We start from the raw sequence: 22430 nt of genomic DNA, 5'->3' as shown, positions 1-22430 counted from the left end.
CGTCACTTCGACGCATACATTACGCACACTCGACCAGCGCATGAACTTCATCAAGCAATGCTCTATATCACGCAACATTCCGAATAAAACAAAATCACGTTATAAAGACAGTTAACCGAAACAACAAACCATTACAACGCGGTTAACTGAGAAAGCCGTCGTTGATAAGCATCAGCCATCCTGCGAACCTCTGGATGATCTGCACTTAGCAATGACTCACTGCTCACACGCAAGAAATTGACGTTTCCCCCGGCCAGCGCCTTGCGCAACCAGCCCAGTGCTTCATCGACCCGCCCATCATCAGCCAGTACTGCTGCATAACTGAACTGGCCGCGAAAATCCCCACCCTCAGCCGAGAGTCGATACCACTCCCGCGCCGCCAGCAGATCCTGCAAGCAGTGGCGTCCTTCTTCCAGATAGCGACCCAACAGGTTCATGGATTTGGCGTGGCCCAACGCTGCCGCGCGGCGATACAACGCCAGCGCTTGCGTCTGGTCCTCGACGACGCCACGCCCGGTGGCGAGCAGGTTGGCAAGGTTGTACATCGCCCAATCCAGCCCGGCGTCTGCCGCAACTCGATAATGCCCCGCGGCAATCGATGCATCGGCAACGCAACCCCAGCCATGCTCATGACAACGGCCGAGCATGTTGCGCGCCATCAGGTGCCCGCGCCGGGCGGCGATTTCGAACCAGCGCACCGCCAGTGGCTGGTCCTGCTCTATGCCCTGCCCGTCCAGCAGAATCTGCCCGAGCAAGGCTTGAGCGTCGAGCACGCCTTCGCGGGCAGCGATCAGAATCGCCTGCGCCGCACGAGCGGGGCTTTCTTCAAGCATGGCCTTGAGCGAATCGCCGTCGAGGACTTCCTCGCGGCGCAATTGATAACTCATACCTCGACCCAGCGGCGCAACAGGTTGTGATAAGTGCCCGTAAGGCGGATCAGCGATGGGTGATCGGGCATGTCCTGAGTCAACTGCTGGATCGCCCCGTCCATCTCGAACAGCAACGCACGTTGGCTGTCTTCGCGCACCAGACTTTGGGTCCAGAAGAACGAGGCATAGCGGGTGCCGCGCGTGACGGCGTTGACCTTGTGCAGGCTCGTACCGGGATAAAGGACCATGTCCCCGGCCGGCAACTTCACGCGCTGGGTGCCGAAGGTGTCCTGGATTTCCAGTTCGCCGCCGTCATAGTCGTCCGGTTCGCTGAAAAACAGCGTCGCTGAAAGATCGGTGCGAACCCGCTCGATACCACCTTTGGGCTGACGCACGGCGTTGTCGATGTGGAAGTCGAAACTGCCACCGGCCGTGTAACAGTTCAGCAACGGAGGGAAAACTTTGTGTGGTAACGCCGCGGACATGAACAGCGGATTTTTCCATAGCCGCTCAAGCATCGCCGCGCCCACTTCCTTGGCCAGCGGGTGGCCTTCAGGCAACTGCAGATTGTGCTTGGCCTTGGCCGACTGGTAGCCGGCGGTGATTTTGCCGTCGGCCCAATCGGCTTGTTCCAGAGCCTCGCGGATGCGCTGCACTTCTTCTTTCGCGAACACGCCGGGAATGTGCAGCAGCATTGGATGACACCTGAAGGCAAAGAAGCGGCAATGGTATTGATTCTTATTGACTGTGTAAAACCCCCGTGACGAATGAATCATCAAAAACCGTAAGGTTAAATTGTAAAGAATGTAAATTCTTCGCGAATAGTAACGTTTCGCAATTGATACAAATACGCGTCTACCCTATATTCCGCGGCCTCAAATCCTTGGGGAGGGGAATTCACATGTCACGCCAACAATTACAATTACCAGTCAGTTCACCGCGTTTGCTCGCGTCTGCAATTGGCGTGGCGCTCACTGCCAGCTCTGCCGGCCACATGGTTTTCGCAGCTGAAAAGGCCGACGAAAAAGCACCGAGCAATGCGATTTCCCTGGGGGCTACCGCCATCACCGGCGAAGCCCAGGATGCGACTTCCTACAACGTCGAAAAAGCCTCTTCGCCCAAGTACACCGCGCCGCTGGTCGACACACCGCGTTCGATCACCGTCATCCCGCAGCAGGTACTCAAGGATACCGGCGCCCTCAATATGCAGGACGCACTGCGCACCGTTCCGGGCATCACCTTCGGTGCCGGTGAAGGTGGCAACCCGCAAGGCGATCGTCCGTTCATTCGTGGTTTCGACGCTCAGGGCGATACGTATCTGGACGGCGTGCGCGACACCGGTTCGCAGAGCCGCGAGATCTTCGCCGTCGAGTCGATCGAAGTCAGCAAAGGCCCGAACTCGGCCATTGGCGGCCGTGGCGCGGCTGGCGGCAGCATTAACCTGGTGAGCAAAAAGGCCCACCTGGGCGACTCGTTTGACGGTGGTTTTACCTGGGGGTCGGACCAGACCCAGCGTTACACCCTGGACGGCAACTACCAGTTCACCGATACCGCTGCTGGCCGACTGAACCTGATGAGCCACGAAAGCAACGTTGCCGGCCGTGACAGCGTCGACTACGACCGCTGGGGCATCGCACCGTCGCTGGCGTTCGGCCTGGGCACCGACACCCGGGTCAACCTCGATTACTACCATCTGGAAAGCAACGACACGCCAGACTCGGGCATTCCGTACACCATCCCTGCCGCAGGTTCGGCCGCCCGCACCAAATCGAACCCGGACAAGCCGTTCTCCGGTGGCGATCACAGCAACTTCTACGGCCTGGAAGATCGCGACTTCCGCAAGGGCCGCACCGACACGGCAACCTTCGCCATCGAGCACGACCTGAACGATGCACTGACCGTTAAAAACACCTTGCGCCACGGCAACAGCATGCAGGATTACATCCTGACCCAGCCGGACGACAGCAAGGGTAACGTCAATAACGGCAGCGTCTGGCGTCGGGCCAACACCCGCGTCAGCAACACCGAGACCACCACTAACCAGACCGATCTGTTTGGTGACGTGTACATCGCCGGGTTCAAGAACAGCTTCGCCACCGGTATCGAGTTGAGCCATGAGGAAAGCCAGAAATCCTCGTACAACGTCAACGTCGACACCACCCCGAGAACAGCAGCCTCGACCACCAACTGCTCACCGGCATTGATCGGCGCGCCAAGCGGCTACAACTGCACCTCGCTGGCCAACCCGAACCCGAACGATCCGTGGAACGGTGCGATCTCGCGCAACTACGCCGGCACCGACACCCAGTCCGATACCTACGCGTTGTATGTGTTCGACACCCTGGAATTGTCCGAGCAGTGGCTGGTGAACATGGGCCTGCGTTACGACCATTTCGACACCAAGTACAAGACCTTCAACGCCTCCAGCGTCACCACGTCCAAAGGGGATGACGTCAGCGAGTTCGTGACCGGTCAGTTCGGCGTTGTCTACAAGCCGGCTGAAAACGGCAGCATCTACGCGTCCTACGCCACTTCTGCCACTCCGCCGGGCAACACCTTGGGCGAAGGCCAGGAAGGCAACCCGTTGGGCGGCACTCCGGATCGCAACGGCAACCTGCTGAGCAGCGACATGGAGCCGGAAACCACCAAGAACTACGAAATCGGTACCAAGTGGGATCTGCTCAATGATCGCCTGTCGCTGACCGCCGATATCTTCCGCACCGAGAAAGAAAACGCCCGCGTTCAAGTCGACACCACGTCTTATGAAAACGCCGGCAAAACCCGCGTTCAAGGTATCGAACTGTCGGCCACCGGCAAGATCACCGATAAATGGCAGGTCTTCGCCGGTTACGCCTACATGGACAGCGAGCAAGTCGATGGTGGTGATCTGCCGGCCAACAAGGCCAACAACGGCAACGAACTGCCAAACACCCCGAAAAACAGTGCCAGCCTGTGGACGACCTATCAGGTCACGCCGAAGCTGACCATCGGTGGCGGTGCGTTCTATGTCGACGACGTATTTGGTAGCGCGGCCAACACCACCATGGTTGATTCCTATGTTCGTTACGACGCAATGGCCGCCTACAAGCTGAGCAAAAACGTCGACCTGCAACTGAACGTGCAAAACCTGACCGACGAAACCTACTACGACAAAGCCTTCTCGACCCACTTCGCCAACCAGGCGGCGGGCCGTACGGCATTGCTGAGCACCAACTTCCACTTCTGATTGCCAGCCGCATCGCTCCCACATGGAATGTGGGCGAAGGCTGAAATGAGGATCAGGCCCCGTTCATCAATATGAACGGGGCTTTTGTGCGTAAAAAAGAATGTTTCTCAGCAACCCACGGCATAATGCGCGCCGTGATGATTATTTCGAACGAACAAGGCGAGCGACGTGTTGAAGAAAACCCTGTTCCAGTTGCACTGGTTTTTCGGCATCAGTGCCGGACTGGTCCTGGCCCTGATGGGCATCACCGGGGCGATGGTCTCGTTTGAGGATGAAATCCTCAGCGTGCTCAATCCTTCCGTGCTGCAAGTCGAGAAGCAGGTTGCCGGCGTCCTGCCGCCCGCCGAACTGGTTGAAAAAATCGAAGGAGCCTCCGGCAAAAAAGTCGCGATGCTCTGGGTCGAGACCGATAGCGGCAACGCCGCGCGGGTGAGCTTCACGCCGCCACCGGGCGAACGCCGTGGCGAGATGCGCTACTTCGATCCGTACACCGCCGAGTTCATGGGTGAGGCCACCGGGCAGGATTTCTTCGGGCTGATGCTGCAACTGCACCGCTTCCTCGCCATGGGCGATACCGGTCGGCAGATCACCGGTGCGTGTACGCTGATCCTGGTGTTTTTCTGCCTGTCCGGCCTGTACCTGCGCTGGCCGCGCCAATGGAAAAGCTGGCGCGCCTGGCTGACCCTCGACTGGAAGAAAAAGGGTCGCAGCTTCAACTGGGACCTGCACTCGGTGGCCGGTACCTGGTGCCTGGTGTTTTACCTTTTGTCGGCGTTGACCGGGTTGTCCTGGTCCTATGAGTGGTACAACAAGGGCCTGACCCAACTGCTTTCCGACTCACCGCAAAACGAGCGCGTTCGCGGCGGTCGTGGCCCTGCACCGAGCGGCCCGGCGCCGACCGCCGACTACGCCGTCATGTGGAGCAGCATTTATAGCGCTGCAGGTCCGGCACTCAGTGCCTATAACATCCGCATGCCGCCAGTGGCTGGCCAACCGGCCACGGTTTTCTACCTGTTGAACACCTCGCCCCATGACCGCGCGTTGAACCAGATCAGCCTCGATCCGGCCACCGGCGTCGTCAAACGACATAACCGTTACAGCGACAAGAGCCTCAAGGCGCAACTGCTGACGAGCATCTACGCGTTGCACGTGGGCAGCTACTTCGGCATCGTCGGACGCATCATCCTGACCATTACCGCGCTGACCATGCCGCTGTTCTTCGTCACCGGCTGGTTGTTGTACCTGGATCGTCGCCGCAAGAAAAAGCAGATCAAGGACGCGCGCAAAGACTTCGCGCAAACGGGCAGCAACACACCGGCCTGGTTGATCGGCTTCGCCAGCCAAAGCGGTTTTGCCGAGCAACTGGCGTGGCAGACCGCCGGGCAATTGCAGGCTGCCGGCCTGCCGGTGAAGGTGCAGCCGCTGGCGAATGTCAGCGAACAGGATTTGCGTGAATCCAGCAACGCGCTGTTTGTGGTCAGCACCTTCGGTGATGGTGAAGCGCCGGACAGCGCCCGAGGTTTTGAGCGCAAAGTGCTGGGACGAGCACCGAGCTTGGAAAGCCTGAACTATGCGGTACTGGGTCTCGGCGATCGCCAGTATCAACACTTCTGCGGCTTCGCTCGACGCTTGCACACCTGGCTCGGCGAGCATGGCGGCAAGACTCTGTTCGCGCCGGTGGAAGTCGATAGCGGTGATCCTTACGCCTTGCGTCACTGGCAGCAGCAACTCGGCCTGCTGACCGGGCAAGCGCCCATCGACACCTGGCAAGCGCCAAGCTATGACAACTGGACCCTGACCCGCCGCGAGTTGATGAACCCGGACAGCAGCGGCTCGCCGGTGTACTTGCTGGGCCTCACCGCTCCGACGACCAGCAGTTGGCTGGCGGGGGATCTGGTGGAAGTCCTGCCACGCAATTGCCCGTGGGCGATCGAGCATTTCCTTGATGGCCTGGGTATTGAAGGCCGGGCCATGGTGACCTTCGACGGCCTGTCGCAACCGCTGGAGCAAGCCCTCGCCAGTCGCCAACTGCCCGAGAACAGAACTCACCTGGTCGGCCTCCACGCGCAAGCGCTGGTAGACGCCCTGGTGCCCTTGGCCATGCGCGAATACTCCATCGCCTCGATCGCCGCCGACGGCGTGCTGGAACTGATCGTGCGTCAGGAAATGCATGCCGACGGCAGCCTGGGTATCGGCTCCGGCTGGCTGACCGAACACGCGCCGGTGGGTGGCACCGTCAGTCTGCGGGTGCGGCGCAACAGTGGCTTCCACCTGCCGACCGAGCCGGTGCCGATGATCCTGCTGGGCAACGGCACCGGGCTGGCCGGGCTGCGCAGTCTGCTCAAGGCGCGAATTGCCGATGGCCAGCAACGGCATTGGTTGCTGTTCGGCGAACGCAATCGGGAGTACGACTACCTGTGCCGCGATGAGCTTGAGGAATGGTTGATTTCAGGCGACCTGGAGCGACTGGACCTGGCGTTCTCGCGGGATCAGGCAGAGAAGGTTTACGTGCAGGATCGACTGCGTGAATCGGCCGATCTACTGAAGCAATGGTTGGCCGACGGTGCCGTGATTTACATCTGCGGCAGCTTGCAGGGGATGGCTTCAGGCGTGGATCACGTGCTCAACGAAGTGCTCGGGATTGAAGAAGTTGACCGCCTGATCGAGCAAGGCAGATATCGACGGGATGTCTACTGACACCCCTCGCCTGATCGTTCCCACGCTCCGCGTGGGAATGCCGCCCGGGACGCTCCGCGTCCCTTCCAGAGCCGAACGCGGAGCGTCCGTTGAGGCATTCCCACGCAGACGGTTCGACGCCTCGACGTGGGAATGATCAGTGAAAAACTGTCAGACAGGCTGCAACTTCTGCTCAAACACCGCCACCCCATCCAGATCCCGCAGCACCACGCTCATCTCCCCCGTCTGCCCATCAATATTCACCTCGCCAAAAAACTGAAACCCGGCAAACGGTGAGGTGTTCTGCGCCGGTGGTGCCTTCTCGAAAACCACCTCTGGGCCGAACGTCTTGTCCAGCGGATTAGGCCCGTAGCTCCCCGCATTCAAAGGCCCGGCGACAAACTCCCAGAACGGTTCGAAATCCTGAAACGCGGCGCGATCCGGGTGGTAATGATGCGCTGCGCAGTAATGCACATCCGCCGTCAGGAAAACAAAATTGCGCACTTGCTGCGCCCGCAAAAAGCCCAACAGTTCAGCGATTTCCAGTTCACGTCCCTGGGCCGGTCCGGGATCACCGTTGGCCACCGCTTCCCAACGCGCCACACCCGGGCTGACTTCTCCGTCGGGGACGCCGAGGCCGATCGGCATGTCGGCGGCGATGACTTTCCATTGCGCATTGGAGGCTTTCAACGAAGCCTTGAGCCAGTCGAGTTGCTCACGACCGAGAAAGGGTTTGTCGGCGCCGAGGTTGTCGTCATTGGCTTCGCGATAGCTGCGCATGTCCAGCACAAACACATCCAGCATCGGCCCATAACCAAGCTGGCGATAAATCCGCCCGCAGCCATCGGCGCTCTGCAAGCGCATGGGCGCATATTCGAGCCAGGCCTGCCGGGCGCGGCCCACCAGGCTGTGGATATCTTTGCTCTTGTAGCGCTCATCCAACTGCTTGCCCGGCGACCAGTTATTCACCACTTCGTGGTCGTCCCACTGCCAGATCTGCGGGACTTCGGCGTTGAAGCGACGGACGTTTTCGTCCATCAGGTTGTAGCGGTAATTGCCACGATAGTCATCGAGGGTCTCGGCGACCTTGTTCTTGGCTTCGCTGGTAATGTTGCGCCACACTCGGCCGCTCTCGGTGGTCAGTTGCGCCGGCACCGGGCCATCGGCGTAGATGGTGTCGCCGCTGTGGATAAAGAAGTCGGGCAGGCGCAAACGCATGGCTTCGTAGATGCGCATGCCGCCAATGTCAGGGTTGATGCCAAAGCCCTGGCCGACAGTGTCGCCGCTCCAGACGAAACGGAGGTCGCGCCGGGTTTGCGGCACGCTGCGCAAGTGGCCAAACCAGGGTTCGCTGGCGACACCGCTTTGGGCGTCTTCGAAATAAACGCGGTAGAAAATCGCCTGATCAGCCGGCAGGCCCGTGAGTTCGACCCGCGCGGTGAAATCGGTGCGCGCATCGGCCAATGGTGAGACGAATCGACGAGGGTTGCCGAACAGGCTGCGGGTATCCCATTCCACCACCATCCGCGCCGGCCGGTCGCTGCGACTCCAGATCATCGCCCGGTCGCCCAGCAAATCGCCGGACTGCACGCCATCGGTGAGTAGCGGACGATCCTTGACCGAGGCGATGACGGCTGGCGCCAGGCCTGGAAGCAAAAGCCCGGCGCCGACAGCCTGCATGACACGGCGGCGGCCGAGGTCGAATTCGCTCATGGTGATCTCCCTGAAAAGGAGAAACTAAAACACGTGCGCATGAAACCGGTGTGACACCAAAATCTGTAAACACCACAGATCCATTGTGGGCGAGCCTGCTCGCGATTGCGGTGTGTCAGACACCATCATTGTTAACTGACACATCGCTATCGCGAGCAGGCTCACTCCCACAGGTTCTGCGGTGTGTCAGGCTTTGGCGGGTTCCAGTGCCATCTCAACAACTTCCGGCCGCTTGAGCAGCGCATACGCCACCGCCGTCAACAAACTCCCCGCCACAATCGCGAACAGATACAACAGCGCATGGTTGATCGCATTCGGGATCGCCAGAACGAACAACCCACCGTGCGGCGCCATCAGTTTGCAGCCGAAATACATCGACAACGCACCGGTCAGCGCACCACCGGCGATGCTCGCCGGAATCACCCGCAGCGGGTCTTTGGCGGCAAACGGAATCGCGCCTTCGGAGATGAAACACAGTCCCAACACCAGCGCCGCTTTACCCGCCTCGCGCTCGGTCTGGGCAAACTTGCGCCGCGCGATAAACGTGGCGATCCCCAAGCCAATCGGCGGCACCATGCCGGCGGCCATGGTCGCGGCCATCGGTGCGTAACTTTGCGAAGCCAGCAGCCCGACCGAGAACGCATACGCAGCCTTGTTGATCGGCCCGCCAAGGTCGACGCACATCATCCCGCCGAGCAGCACACCGAGCAGAATCGCGTTGGTGGTGCCCATGCTGTCTAGGAAGTGCGTGAGCCCTTCAAGCATCCCGGCCACCGGTTTGCCGACGATGTAAATCATCACCAGGCCAGTGAACAGGCTCGCCAGCAACGGGATGATCAGGATCGGTTTCAGCGCCTCAAGGCTTTGCGGCAAACGCGCATAACGATTGATTGCCTGCGCCGCATAGCCGGCGATGAAACCGGCAATGATCCCGCCGATAAAACCGGCGCCCAGGGTACTCGCCAGCAAGCCCCCGATCATTCCCGGCGCCAAGCCTGGGCGGTCGGCGATCGAGTAGGCGATGTAACCCGCCAGCAACGGCACCATCAACTTGAACGCCGTCTCGCCGCCGATCTGCATCAGCGCCGCCGCCAACGTGCCTGGTTCCTTGAACGCGGTGATGCCGAACACGAACGACAACGCGATCATCAAACCGCCCGCCACCACCATCGGCAGCATGAACGACACACCGGTGAGCAGGTGTTTATAGACGCCAGTCTTCTCCTGCTTGGTCGGACCTTTAGCACCGGTCGCAGCGGTTTCCTGCTTGCCTTCGGCCAGCGCCTTGTTCAGCGTCGCTTCGGCTTGCTTCAGGGCAATGCCAGTGCCGCAACGGTAAATCTTCTTGCCGGCGAAACGTTCGGTGGCGACTTCGATATCGCAGGCCAGCAGCACCACATCGGCATCGGCAATCGCTGCGGCGCTGAGTGGATTGCGCGCACCGACCGAGCCCTGGGTTTCCACTTGCAGGTCGTAGCCCAAGCGTTTGGCTGCTTGCTGCAAGGCTTCGGCGGCCATGAAGGTATGGGCGACGCCGGTAGGGCACGCGGTGATCGCCACCAATCGCGGTGCGTTTTGAACAGTGACGGCAGGTTGCGCGACAACTTCGGGCGCGACATACACCTGAGCTTCTTCAGCACCACGGCGCAGCACCGCTTCGACATCCTGCAACGCCTGGGCCGGCGTACTCTGGAACACGCGTTTGCCAACAAACCGCGACATGTCCACCGGCGCACTGGTGACCAGCAACACCCACTCGGCGGCTTCAATCGTGGCCGCGGATAGCTGACGTTCCGGATGCGCGGCATCCACCACTTCGACGCTGGTGCTCCAGCCTTGACGCTGGGCCGCTGCATCAAGCAAACGGGCGCACAGCACACTGGTGACCATGCCGTTCGGGCAAGCCGTAACAATGGCTAACTTCATGACAAACCCTCTTATTGTTCTGTCAGGGGGCGCACGCGCACACCCTGTTCGAGCCGCGCCAACTGCGCTGCATCGCCAATGCCGAAACCGATCTGGGTGACCGCCATCGCGGCAATCGCCGTGGCGGTGCGCAGGGTCTGTTCAGGCGTGTCGGCGCTGAGCAAACCGTGGAGCATGCCGGCCAGCAACGAATCGCCCGCGCCCACCGTGCTGACGACGCTGACCTTGGGCGGCGTGGCGTGCATCGCCGACCCAACACTGAACCAGTTCACGCCGTCGGCACCGTGGGAAATCACCACATGCTCGATGCCTTGAGCGTGCAAACGGCTCGCCGCTTCGGCTTGTGCCGCCACCGAGATCACCTCGCAGCCCAGCGCATCGGCCAGCTCTTCTGTGTTCGGCTTGATCAGCCACGGGCCAGCCTTGAGCGCCACACGCAAGGCTTCGCCGCTGGTGTCGAGGGCGACCTTCAAACCGAGGTTTTTCAAACGCTCAATCAACGCCTGCAGCCACTGGGGACTGATCCCTTGAGGCAGGCTGCCAGCCACGACGACCGCGTCATGACCGGGCGCGATCTGATCGAGTCGATCCAGCAATGCCTGCTGCGCCGCCTCATTGACCATCGGCCCCGGACCGTTGATGTCGGTGATGCGCCCATCGTTTTCCGCCAGTTTGATGTTGCTGCGCGTCTCGCCGGGAACCCGAATGAACGCATCGACAAATCCGCGCTTGGCGAACAGGGTTTCGAACGCTTGAAGGTTGTCCTCACCGAGAAAACCGCTGACCGTCAGCTGATGCCCGAGGTCGGCCAACACCTGCGCCACGTTCACGCCTTTACCGGCGGCGTGGGTGTGCATTTCGTCGCTGCGATTGACTTGGCCGGGCTCAAGGCGTGGCAACTGCACCGTCAGGTCCAGTGCCGGGTTGAGGGTCAGGGTCAGGATCTTGGCCATTACAGGGCCTCCACTAATGCGCGCACTTCATTGGCGCTGCCCACGGCCAGGGCCTGCTGGGCGAGAATTTTGGTTTGGCTCAGGCTGAGTTCACGGATGCGCGCCTTGACCTCGGCAATGCTGCGGCCCGACACGCTCAACTCATCCACGCCGAGGCCCACCAGTACCGGCACCGCCAGCGGATCAGCCGCCAGCTCGCCACACACACCGACCCACTTGCCGTTGGCATGAGCCGCGCGCACGGTGATGTCGATCAGTTGCAGCACCGCCGGGTGCAAGCCGTCAGCCTGGGCCGACAAGGTTGGATGCCCCCGGTCGATGGCCAGGGTGTATTGGGTCAGGTCATTGGTGCCGACGCTGAAGAAGTCGACTTCCTTGGCCAACACCGGAGCAAGCAGCGCCGCCGATGGCACCTCGATCATGATCCCCAGTTGCAGGTCGGCGACCGGAATTTCCAGGCGCAGTCGCTCGGTCATGTCCCGCGCCTGGCGCCACTCATCAACGCTGCCGACCATAGGAAACATGATCCGCAGCGGGCGGTTGTCGGCAGCACGCAGCAAGGCGCGCAATTGCGCTTCCATGATCTGCGGACGCTGCAAGGTCAGGCGGATGCCACGCACACCGAGGAACGGGTTTTCTTCTTTCGCGATCGGCCAGTACGGCAGCGGTTTGTCGCCACCGACGTCGAGAGTGCGAACGACCAAGGGACGACCGGCCAGGCCATCGAGGACGCGACGGTACTCGACTTCCTGGGTCGCCTCGTCCGGTGCCTGGGAATGGGCCATGAAAATCAGTTCGGTGCGCAACAAACCAATGCCTTCGGCGCCCTGCTCCACCGCGCTGGTCACGCCGGCGCTTTCGCCGATGTTGGCGAACACTTCGACCGCGTGACCGTCGGTGGTCAGTGCCGATTGATGGCGTTGTTCGGCAGCCGCTTTCAGGCGTTGTTCGCGGGTGTCGCGTTCTTCGGTGGCACGCTGCAAGGTCGCTGCGTCGGCGTCCACGTGCAGGCGACCGCGCTGACCATCAATCAGCAACGGCGTGCCCGGCGCCAGCAACAACACCGCCGCACCGGCGCCGACCAGGGCCGGAATACCCAGCGCCCGGGCGACAATCGCGCTGTGAGCGGTCGCGCCGCCACGGGCCGTGAGAATACCGGCGACGCGGGTCGGATCGAGACGGGCGACGTCGGACGGACCGACTTCGTCCATCACCAGAATGTACGGTTGGTCGGGTTCACTCGGGGTTTCGACGCCACAGAGTTGCGCCAGCACCCGACGGCCGATGTCGCGCAAGTCGGCAGCACGCTCGGCGAGCAACGCATCCTGCAGCGACTCCTGTTGCTTGGCCGCCGCTTCGATCACCGCCATCCACGCCGCTTCGGCGCTTTCGCCTTGCTTGAGGCGGGTGTCGACTTCATCGGTCAATTCCGGGTCGTCTAGCATTTCCTGGTGGGTGATGAAAATCTCGCGAATGGCCTTGGACTTGCTGCGTTCGATCAGGCCTTCGATGTCGCCACGCACGTGCGCCAACGCCTGCTTGAGACGCTCGCGCTCGATCGCGGCAGACTCGCCACGCAACGGGTAATCGATGGTTTGCAGCACTTGAATGTGCGCCGGGCCGATGGCGATGCCCGGTGCAGCGGCAATGGCCTGGACCAGGCTGCCGGACGCTGGCGCGAGGAGCACTTCGGCCACATCGGCAAACACTTCGCGCTGCTGGCTCACGGCTGGCAACGGCTCGACTTCTTCGCCCAGGCCTTCTTCGATGGCGGCGAGCAAGGCTGGCAAGGCATCGGCGGCGATGCTCGGTTCGGCGACGAATTCCAGCACCTGACCGCGACGGGCGCCGAGGCTGAGCAATTTGCTCAAGCTTTTTACCGACACGGCACTGTCCTGGCCATCAACGATGCGCACGCGGATTTCCCCTTCAAAACTCTTCGCCAATTGCGCGAGGATCTTCGCCGGGCGGGCGTGCAAGCCGTGGGCGTTGGCCAACGCAATACGAGCGCTCGGCCAATCCGCCGGCAGTTCACCGCCCAGCACTTCGAGGACTTTACGGCTGCTGGTGGCGCGGCCCAATTCATGGCCACGGCCTTCAATCAACAATGCACAAAGACGCTCAAGCAGAGCCTGATGCGCCTCGCCGAGGCTGGCCAGGCAGAACAGGCCGCTGAGCGGCTGGCCGAGGTAGCGCATGGGCTTGTCCGGCGTGACGAAGGCCAGGCCCGGACGCTTTACAGTTTGCTCGCTGTGCAACCACCACAAGCCATCACCCAGCGGTAGCGCCTCGACTTGCTGCAACACGGCGGAGAAACCGTTGCTCACGCAATCCGCCTGGCGCAGCAAACGCGCACCGCGCCACACCAGTTCTTCGAAGTCATCGGCGGAGACACCGAGGCCGATCATCTGTGCATCCAGCGCCAGTTCTTGCGGTGCGCCTTGCAGCAGCTTCAGTAAAGCTTCGGCGGAACTGGCGCGACGCAAGGCCTGGCCCAGGTCGGTCTCACCGAGGGCCCGGGTCAGCAGTTGCAGCAGTCGCAAATGTTCATCGGATTTGGCGGCAATACCGATCGCCAAGTAGACGATCTGACCGTCGCCCCAATCCACGCCTTCTGGGAACTGCATCAGTCGCACGCCAGTGGAAAACACCTGATCGCGGGTTTCCGGCGTACCGTGGGGGATGGCAATACCTTGACCGAGAAAGGTCGAGCCCTGGGCTTCGCGCGCTTGCAAACCGGCAAGGTACCCCTCGGCCACCAGGCCATCGGTGACCAGATGCCGGGCCAGCAGCTGCAAGGCTTCGGACTTATCCACAGCCGACTGGCCCATGGATATCTGCTCTATAGTGAGCTCGAGCATGCTTTCTCCTTTTTGGCGTCTGTGGGCGCCAGGTATTGTTTTGAATGATTCCAGCTTAGGCGCTTAGTCTTCACTTTTGGCGGTTTCGCGGCAGAACCGGCCAAATGCGCTTATAACGTAGAAAATACGCTTGCTGAAACGTTTAATCTAGAATCATTGGCACGTTACTCGATTATGTCCCATCCTTGAAGTCCAACTTGTCGGAAGCGTTGCGACAATGGTCGTCTAACGGAATCGGTTAGGATTGGCGAAAATGTCGGCCGAAAAACAAGGAAAGCCCGCGTTGAAACTCAGTGATATCGCACAATTGGCCGGTGTGTCCGTTACCACCGCCAGTTATGTCATTAATGGCAAGGCCGAACAGCAACGGATCAGCAGTGCCACCGTCGAGCGCGTTCGTGCGGTCGTCGAACAACATGGCTTCACACCCAACCCCCAGGCCGCCGGGCTGCGCAGTCGGCACACGCGCACCTTGGGCTTCATTCTGCCGGACCTGGAAAACCCCAGTTACGCACGAATTGCCAAACTGCTCGAGCAAGGCGCCCGGGCTCGCGGTTATCAATTGCTGATCGCCAGCTCCGACGATGCGCCGGACAGCGAACGGCAATTGCTGCAACTGTTCCGCGCCCGGCGCTGTGATGCGTTGATCGTCGCCAGTTGCCTGCCGGCCGGTGACGACAGCTACCGTCAGCTGCAAGCCAAAGGCATGCCGATCATCGCCATCGACCGGGTGATGGAGCCTGAGCATTTCTGTTCGGTGATCAGCGATGATCGCGAGGCCAGCCTGCAATTGACCCGAAGCCTGCTCGATCCGCTGCCCAAGCAAATCGCCCTGATCGGTGCCCGTCCCGAGCTGAGCATCAGCCAGGAACGTGCCGCCGGGTTCAAGGAAGCCCTGACCGGGTTCAAAGGCGAGGTGCTGATCGAGCACGCCGAGTCGTTCAGTCGCGAGTGCGGCAAGCAGTTGATGGAAGAACTGCTTCAGCGTCTGGGGCATTTGCCGGATGCGCTGGTGACCACGTCCTACGTGCTGCTTCAAGGCGTGTTCGATGCTTTGCACGACTTTCCGCTGAAAACCCGCCCGCTGCGCCTCGGCACCTTCGGCGACACGCAGTTGCTGGACTTCCTGCCGTTGCCGGTCAACGCCATGGCCCAGCAGCATCAGTTGATTGCCGACAAGGCCCTGGCACTGGCACTGGCCGCCATCGAGCAGTCCGATTACCAACCCGGCGTGCAGGCCATCGCGCGGACCTTCAAGCAGCGTATTCGCCAGGACTGAACCGTGGAGCTGATCGACAGCCACACTCATCTGGATTTTCCGGACTTCGACGAGGACCGCGCGGCGTTGCTCACCGAGAGCCGCGCCCTCGGGGTCCGGCGGATGGTGGTGCTGGGGGTTTATCAGGGCAATTGGCAGCGGGTCTGGGACCTGGTGCAAAGCGATCCCGATCTGCATGCAGCGTTCGGGTTGCACCCGGTGTATCTGGATCAACATCGCCCTGAAGACTTACCCGAACTCGGTGATTGGCTGACCCGCCTGGCGGGTCATCGGCAATTGTGTGCGGTGGGCGAGATCGGTCTGGATTACTTCATCGAAACCCTCGACCGCGAACGCCAGCAGGCCTTGTTCGACGCGCAACTGCAACTGGCGGTGGATTTCAATCTTCCGGCACTGATTCATGTACGGCGCAGCCATGCGGCGGTGATTGCCACGCTCAAACGGTTTCGACTGAAACGCGCGGGCATCATTCATGCCTTCGCCGGCAGCAAGGAAGAGGCTCGCGAGTACATCAAGCTCGGTTTCAAACTGGGCCTGGGCGGTGCCGCCACCTGGCCGCAGGCGTTGCGCATGCACCGCGTGCTCGCCGAGCTACCGCTTGACTCGGTGGTACTGGAAACCGACTCGCCGGACATGGCGCCCGTCATGTTTCCCGGTCAACGCAACAGCCCGGCGCACCTGCCGGCGATCTGCTCGGCACTGGCCGGGATCATGGAAATCACTTCGGAGCAATTGGCCGCCGCCAGCACCGCCAATGCCTGCGAGTTGTTCAACTGGTAAATCAGCCCTGCACAAAAACCTGTGGGAGCGAGCTTGCTCGCGATAGCGGTATGACAGCCGACACTGATGTCGACTGAAAGACCGCTTTCGCGAGCAAGCCCGCTCCCACATTTGCTCCCGGTGTGTTTTTAGACCCGGAACGCGCTGATCAGTTGCTTGAGTTCCACCACTTGGGCCGACAGCGCGCGACTGGCATCTTCGGTCTGGTGCGCACCTTCGGCGGTGCGTTCGCCAGCGCGGTTGATCTCGACGATGTTCTGGTCGATGTCGTGGGCCACCGCGGTCTGCTGCTCCACCGCCGCGGCGATCTGTTGGTTCTGGTCGACGATCATGCCGACGGCGCCGAGGATGTTTTCCAGCGCCTGCTGGACCTTTTCCGACTGCCCGACGGTGCCATCGGCCACTTGATGGCTGACGCCCATGGCCTTCACCGCCGCGCCGACACCATTTTGCAGCTTGGTAATCATCTGCTCGATTTCTTCGGTCGATTGCTGGGTGCGCTTGGCCAGGGTCCGGACCTCATCGGCCACCACCGCAAATCCACGCCCCTGCTCACCGGCCCGAGCGGCTTCGATCGCGGCGTTGAGCGCCAGAAGGTTGGTCTGCTCGGCGATGCTTTTGATCACTTCCAGCACGCGGCTGATGGATTGGCTGTCGCTGGCCAATTGATTGATCACCCGTACCGACTGATCGATCTCACTGGCGAGTTGCGCGATGCTGCCCTGTTGGGACGCCACCAGGCCACGACCGCTGATGGTCTCGTCGTTGACGCTGTGAGCGCTGCTGACCGCTGCGGCGGCACTGCGCGCCACTTCAAGTGAAGTGGCCGACATCTGGTTCATGGCCGTGGCGACCTGCTCGATCTGCGAGCGCTGCCCCGCCACCGCCTGGTTGCTTTGGGCAGAAACACTCTCGACCTGCCCGGCCTGACGCTCGACCTCATTGACGGTCTGGCCTACCCGTTCGATCAGGTCATGGATTTTCTTCACGGTGCCGTTGAACACCTCGCCCAACTCGCCCAACTCATCACGACTTTCGGCGCGGAAGGTCACCGTCATGTCGCCCGCTGCAACCTTGTCCAGCGTCGCGCCAAGGCGCTTGAGGGTGGTGCGGGTCGAGGCGTAGAAGCCGCCGTAGAGGTAAAAAATCAACACAAACACCACCGACAGCGCCACGGCCTGCAAGACCATATGGGTGCGGTTCTGCTCCAGTCGCTGCTGTAACTGGGTGCCAAGGAATGTCAGGGTGGCTTCGTTGAGTTGGTAGGTCTGGTCCATCAGGCCGGTGACCTGATCGTAAAAGGCCTGCCACGGCGCATCGAGGGTGTCGGCCATCACCACCTGTTCTTCGAACAGTTCACTGGCCTTTTTCAGGGAGGCCTTGCTGCTGTCGGCCTGGGCCGTCAGGGTGTCACGCGCCGCTTTGCTGGAGCCCAATGCGTCATTGAGCTTCAGACCGTATTCAGCCTGGAGCTTTTCGATCTGCGCCAGCAGCTCATCAAATCGGGTGCTCGACGACGAATTGAGGAAGCCCTGCCCCAGCGAATAGGAGCCCATCGCCCGGCCGTCGCCCAGGATCTGGGTCACCGGTGGAGTGACATTGGTAATGAGTTCGCTGAGCTGACGCATGTCGCTTTGACTGTCACGACTCAGGCCGGCCTGAGTGGCAATGATCTGACTGAAAATCTGTGCATTGCCGAGCAATTTGCCGATCAGCGCACTTTTACTTTGCAGGGAGGTTTCCGCTTGCTGGGCCTTGAACCCGGCAATCATTTCATCGCGTTTGCCGTCGAAAACGGAGATCTGCTCCGGGTCAGTGGTCATCGCCGTCAGCCCTTGCAGGCGGGCCAGAACACCTTGTTCCAACGTACTGATCTTCGTCTCGACATTGCCGGCCTTGCCGGACTGGCCGAGGGTGACGTTGATTTGCACCAGATTGTTCAGGGTTTCCAGATCACGCCGCAGGGTCAGGCTGCTGCCGAGCAGGTCGAGGCTTTGCAGTTCGATTTGGGTACCCTGGAACTCACGATAGGAATCGCGCACCAGATAGAAGTTGGTCACCAGCATCGGCACGAGGAACAGCACACTGATCAGGCTGAACTTCATGCCGAAGCTCAGGCGATTCATCAGCGCGACGGCGGGATAGAGCAAGCTCTTCACTGGAAGTCTCCCTTTTGATTCTTATTTTTATTGGCAGGCGCGGATCGACGGCAGATAGCCACTATTTAGCGCTGACTCTGTATAGCTTAAATCGGCAGGGGGTTTTGTAACTTAAGGTTAACGGCAGATCGCCGGTCTTGAATCAGATGAACATCGTGTGGCGAGGGAGCTTGCTCCCGCTCGTCTGCGAAGCAGACGCAATGCCGGCGAGCGGGGTTTCCTGACATATCGCGTGGCCGTTTGAGGGCGCTGCGCGCCCAGCGGGAGCAAGCTCCCTCGCCACAATGTCATTCACTTCAGACAGATATTGGGTTACGGGAGGACGGTCCACAACGCAAAACCTGCGTACCAGAGCACCGCCGCACGCAGCAGTAACTCCCAGATCCGGTCCAGGCTGTTGATGCCGTCCGGTCCGACGACCGGCGCAGGAATTTCACCAGCCACCAGCCCGACTTTCTCGATCAGTTGGGCGGCGCTGATGTTCCAGTTCAGCAGTTCATGCAACATCACCCGACTGACCGCCACAAAGTTTCCGACCAACGCGAAACTGGCCGCCAACAGACGCACCGGCACCCAATCGAACGCGTGACGCAACTGCGCAGCGCGTTCGACCACGGCCGGGTTCTGCCCGTGCTCTTCGGCCAACGCCAGCAGTCGGTAGCTCAGGGCCGCGACCGGCCCCAGCACGAAGTACCAGAAAATCACCGCGAAGAAGCTCTGGTAAGCCTCCCACAGCAAATGACCTTCGACCCGCTCAAGCAGCTGCTCGCCGTTATCGGCGCAGATGTCCAGGTCGCGCTTCGCCACATGGGCAGCCGCTTGCAGGTCTTCTCGGCGCCAGGCATCGCGAAACGGCCCGAGACCGGCCAGCAAGTCGCCGCGGCCCAGACTGTAAATCACCACCAGCAGGTGCACCGGCAACGCCAGCAACCCGTAGGCCACCGGTTCCAGCACCACCAACAACAAACCCAGCAGCGCTACTGGCAGCAACACCAGCACCACCAAAATCAGCCATGGCCGATTGATCAGACGTGGACTGACTTCCAGCTTGTTCAGTTCACGCACCCAACCGCCATCACGTTGGACCCGATGGCGCAGGGCCGAGAATTTCTCGATCCAGACAGCCAACAGCAACACCAGAAAACTCATTGTCCTTCCTCTTTTGCCAGGGCTGCGCGATAGCGTGCCCAGTCGAACGCGGGTCCGGGATCCGTCTTGCGCCCCGGCGCGATGTCGCTATGCCCACAGATACGCTGTGCGGTGATCGCCGTAAACGTGCTTTGCAGCTGTCGGGTCAGCGTCGTCAACGCGTGATACTGGGCGTCCTCGAACGGCAGATCATCCGTGCCTTCGAGTTCGATGCCCACGGAAAAATCGTTACAGGTTTCACGCCCCTCGAAACTCGAGACACCGGCGTGCCAGGCGCGCTCAAGACAAGAGACAAACTGAGTGACGGTGCCGTCACGCTCAATCAGAAAGTGCGCAGACACCCGCAGGTCAGCAATCCCTTCAAAGTAGGGATGCTCCGTGACATCCAGACGATTCTGAAACAATTCCTGCACCTTGCCGGTCGCAAACTGCGCGGGCGGCAGGCTGATGTTGTGGATCACCAGCAGGGAAATTTCGCCCGAGGGGCGCGCATTGAAGTTGGGCGAGGGGCATACACGCACGCCCTGACACCAACCGCTCGCGGGGTCCAACTGCATACAGGTTCCTTCAACGACGATTGTGTTGGCGCCCAGTATGCCGTGATAGGCCCTCGGGGCGCGATCACTTGCCGCGATTGAGACGCCGCAGATTGCCCAGCACCGACTCCAGGGCCCGGTCGAACAGCAAGGTGTCGTCCAGCGCCCGTACCGCGCCGCGACGAAATTCCAGGGCCAGGCCGGTGCGGCTGCGCTCCAATACTTTCATTCCGGTGCGGTCGACGAAGATGTATTTCCCGGTGGAATCGATGATCGCCGCCAGCTTGCAACGCAAGGTGTTTTCATCCTCTTCCTGGAATTCGACCCAGCTACCGGGGCGCAATTGATCGACCTGAAACAAACCGGCATCGTCCGCCGGCAACCGTACTGACACCGTTTCGGGCGGTCCCTCGTCGGTGGTTCGCAGCACAATTTGCTGCAGCACTACGACCATCTCCGGCGGCTCGACAGACTGATCAACCGCATGGTCCGGGCGTTCGAACAGTTGCACGTGCAAGGTTTCCAGCTCACTGAAAAACTCACTGGTGGCGAACGGATCGAAGGCCGAGCTGCTCAGCCCGTCGCGCAAGGACTTCAGCAACCCGGGCACCAGCGCCAACAGACGCAGGCCGGCATCGGGTTCGTCATGACGCTGCACGCTCCAGATCAATTGCTCCATGGTCTGCACATCGGCATGCCATTCAGCCGACGCGTCACCGTGTTTGAGGCCAGTCAACAGCAGCACTTTGCTCCAGGCTTCCTGGACGAAGACCACCACGCTTTGCGGCAGCACTTTGCCCAACAACGCGTGATTCAGCGCCTGCTCGACACGCTGGCGAGCCAGTTCGGCCTTGGCGCGGCCCTCTTCGGCGTCACGGGTGCGCTGCTCCAGCAGTTCACTGCGACGGCGCTCGTCACTGGTGAAGGCGAGAAAATCCGCGAGCAACTCGGAAAAGATCGCCGGATCGTCAACAAAGTCGTTCAACAGGCGCTGCACCACTTGCTCGATGCGCAGGTACAGGCTGTCGCGCTCGTGGTCATCGCACTCGCCCCAACCCATGGCGGCAGCGGCGATTTCGTTGAGCAGGCGCCGGGCCGGGTGGCTGGCGCGGCTGAAGAAGCTCTTGTCGAGCACCGCCACTTTGAGCATCGGGATCTGCAAACGGCCAATCAGCGCCTTGAGGGAGTCCGGCAGGTTGCGGTCGTCAAGGATGCATTCGAAGAGCATCGCGATCAGGTTGATCACGTCTTCGTCAGCCACGCCGACCACACGCAACTTGCCACTTTTGACGCTGACCCGGGTCAGCAGTTGTTCGAGCTGGTTACGCAGATCGAAGTCGTCCTGTGTCGCCAGCGTCGGCACGTATTGCTGCAAGTGCGAGAGCAGGCGCAACAGGTCGCGAGTAGAAATGGGCTGGGTCTGGGCACTGGCTTCGAGGGTGGGTGCAACACTGCCGCGCACGTGCAACAGCAACTCCTGTAATGCAGCAAAGACTTCCTGCACACCGTCGTCGATCGGCGTATCGCCTGAGTGGACGCTACCCTCGACGGGATCGGCACGGGCGCTGGCGGCCGCATGATCGGTGGCTCGCCGCGTGGGCGCGGGCTTGAGGTCAGGCAACACGCCAGTAGCGATGAGCAGTTGATTGGCTTCGGCGTACAACTGATCAGCGCTGCTGAGTACGTAGCGGTCGAACAGCTTGAGAATGATCAGCTTGACCTTGATCTCCACCCCCAGGTTGCGCCAGGCCTGCAAGAAATACTCACAGAGCCTCTCCGGCCCCAACGGGTTGTGCTGATCGTCCAGTGGTTTTCCCAGCAGAGCACTGAGTCGAGCCGTCAATTGGTCAAGGGCGAAACCGTCGCGGTTCAGCACTTTGCTGACCATGGCCTCGACTGCAACGCGACGCTCCAGATCGTCATTGGGCGCTGCACCGGCATCGAATGCCAATGCCTGAGGCAAGGCCGCCTGAGTGCTGTCGTACTGCGAGAGGCTGATGAACGCCTCGAAGAATTGCTCTAGAAAGCCGCGCTCGATGCTTTTTCGCTTGAGGCGCAAGTCGCGCATGGCTTCGAAGAATCGGTTCTGCTCGACATCGTTGCGGGCCCGATCGGCCATTTCGAACAGCGTGTCGTCGGCGTTATCAAACAGCTCCTGCAAACCATGCCTGAGCTGTTGAGTGGCCTTGTCGCGAACCTGAAGCAGAATCACAGGCAGGCGGGCGAGCGGCGATTGAATCGCCTGATCAGTAGCCGCCTTGTGCAAAGGCACTACATTCCCGTCGTTGTGCATCCGAGCCTCC

General features: G+C 60.9%; 14 protein-coding genes. 4 read left to right on the top strand and 10 right to left on the bottom strand.

Annotated elements, in window-relative coordinates:
- Positions 1–131 precede the first annotated feature (131 nt).
- Both ACYZT8_RS04075 and ACYZT8_RS04070 read right to left on the bottom strand, forming a co-directional pair.
- Positions 132–887 (bottom strand): tetratricopeptide repeat protein, encoded by a 756-nt coding sequence (locus ACYZT8_RS04075; protein WP_461979438.1) that lies wholly within the window; start codon positions 885–887, stop codon positions 132–134.
- Entirely contained in the window at positions 884–1564 is a 681-nt protein-coding gene (locus ACYZT8_RS04070) for a Fe2+-dependent dioxygenase (protein ID WP_461957201.1), read from the bottom strand. The genes ACYZT8_RS04075 and ACYZT8_RS04070 overlap by 4 nt, the downstream gene beginning before the upstream one ends.
- A 206-nt stretch (positions 1565–1770) precedes the next feature.
- Here ACYZT8_RS04070 and ACYZT8_RS04065 point away from each other — a divergent pair, with 206 nt between their 5' ends.
- Positions 1771–4095, top strand: coding sequence for a TonB-dependent receptor (locus ACYZT8_RS04065; protein ID WP_461979436.1), 2325 nt, complete (start codon positions 1771–1773; stop codon positions 4093–4095).
- Between the two features lie 168 nt (positions 4096–4263).
- Positions 4264–6792 (top strand): PepSY domain-containing protein, encoded by a 2529-nt coding sequence (locus ACYZT8_RS04060; RefSeq protein WP_461979434.1) that lies wholly within the window; start codon positions 4264–4266, stop codon positions 6790–6792.
- A gap of 150 nt (positions 6793–6942) precedes the next feature.
- On the opposite strand, the gene ACYZT8_RS04055 is transcribed toward ACYZT8_RS04060, so the two are convergent.
- From ACYZT8_RS04055 to ptsP, 4 genes are all read right to left on the bottom strand, one after another.
- Positions 6943–8484, bottom strand: coding sequence for an alkaline phosphatase D family protein (locus tag ACYZT8_RS04055; RefSeq protein WP_461979432.1), 1542 nt, complete (start codon positions 8482–8484; stop codon positions 6943–6945).
- A gap of 186 nt (positions 8485–8670) precedes the next feature.
- On the bottom strand, positions 8671–10410 hold the full coding sequence (locus tag ACYZT8_RS04050) for a PTS fructose-like transporter subunit IIB (RefSeq protein WP_461979430.1): 1740 nt from the start codon (positions 10408–10410) through the stop codon (positions 8671–8673).
- 11 nt (positions 10411–10421) lie between these two features.
- Positions 10422–11363, bottom strand: a complete 942-nt coding sequence (gene pfkB, locus ACYZT8_RS04045) for a 1-phosphofructokinase (RefSeq protein ID WP_461979428.1) — start codon at positions 11361–11363, stop codon at positions 10422–10424.
- Positions 11363–14224, bottom strand: coding sequence for a phosphoenolpyruvate--protein phosphotransferase (ptsP, locus tag ACYZT8_RS04040; protein ID WP_461979426.1), 2862 nt, complete (start codon positions 14222–14224; stop codon positions 11363–11365). The genes pfkB and ptsP overlap by 1 nt, the downstream gene beginning before the upstream one ends.
- A 283-nt stretch (positions 14225–14507) precedes the next feature.
- Between ptsP and cra the strand changes: the two genes are divergently transcribed.
- Together cra and ACYZT8_RS04030 are read left to right on the top strand one after the other, a co-directional pair.
- A complete protein-coding gene (gene cra, locus ACYZT8_RS04035) occupies positions 14508–15503 on the top strand; it encodes a catabolite repressor/activator (RefSeq protein WP_461982369.1) in 996 nt (331 codons plus the stop codon).
- A gap of 3 nt (positions 15504–15506) precedes the next feature.
- Positions 15507–16283 (top strand): TatD family hydrolase, encoded by a 777-nt coding sequence (locus ACYZT8_RS04030; RefSeq protein ID WP_461979424.1) that lies wholly within the window; start codon positions 15507–15509, stop codon positions 16281–16283.
- A 128-nt stretch (positions 16284–16411) separates the two neighbouring features.
- Here ACYZT8_RS04030 and ACYZT8_RS04025 read toward each other — a convergent pair whose 3' ends face one another.
- The 4 genes from ACYZT8_RS04025 to ACYZT8_RS04010 all read right to left on the bottom strand — a co-directional run bounded on the left by ACYZT8_RS04025 (position 16412) and on the right by ACYZT8_RS04010 (position 22420).
- Positions 16412–17116: a methyl-accepting chemotaxis protein gene (locus ACYZT8_RS04025; RefSeq protein ID WP_371928437.1), complete on the bottom strand. Its 705-nt coding sequence runs from the start codon at positions 17114–17116 to the stop codon at positions 16412–16414.
- Positions 17117–18754: 1638 nt separating this feature from the next.
- Entirely contained in the window at positions 18755–19591 is an 837-nt protein-coding gene (gene ampE / locus ACYZT8_RS04020; RefSeq protein ID WP_461979422.1) for a regulatory signaling modulator protein AmpE, read from the bottom strand.
- Positions 19588–20148: a 1,6-anhydro-N-acetylmuramyl-L-alanine amidase AmpD gene (ampD, locus tag ACYZT8_RS04015; protein ID WP_461979420.1), complete on the bottom strand. Its 561-nt coding sequence runs from the start codon at positions 20146–20148 to the stop codon at positions 19588–19590. The genes ampE and ampD overlap by 4 nt, the downstream gene beginning before the upstream one ends.
- 64 nt (positions 20149–20212) lie before the next feature.
- Entirely contained in the window at positions 20213–22420 is a 2208-nt protein-coding gene (locus ACYZT8_RS04010; protein WP_461979418.1) for a DUF1631 domain-containing protein, read from the bottom strand.
- Between the last annotated feature and the right edge of the window lie 10 nt (positions 22421–22430).

The organism is Pseudomonas sp. LB3P93, assembly GCF_054898025.1.
Note: the sequence above shows the minus strand (reverse complement) of the source record. Positions and strands in the feature narration are given on the sequence as shown.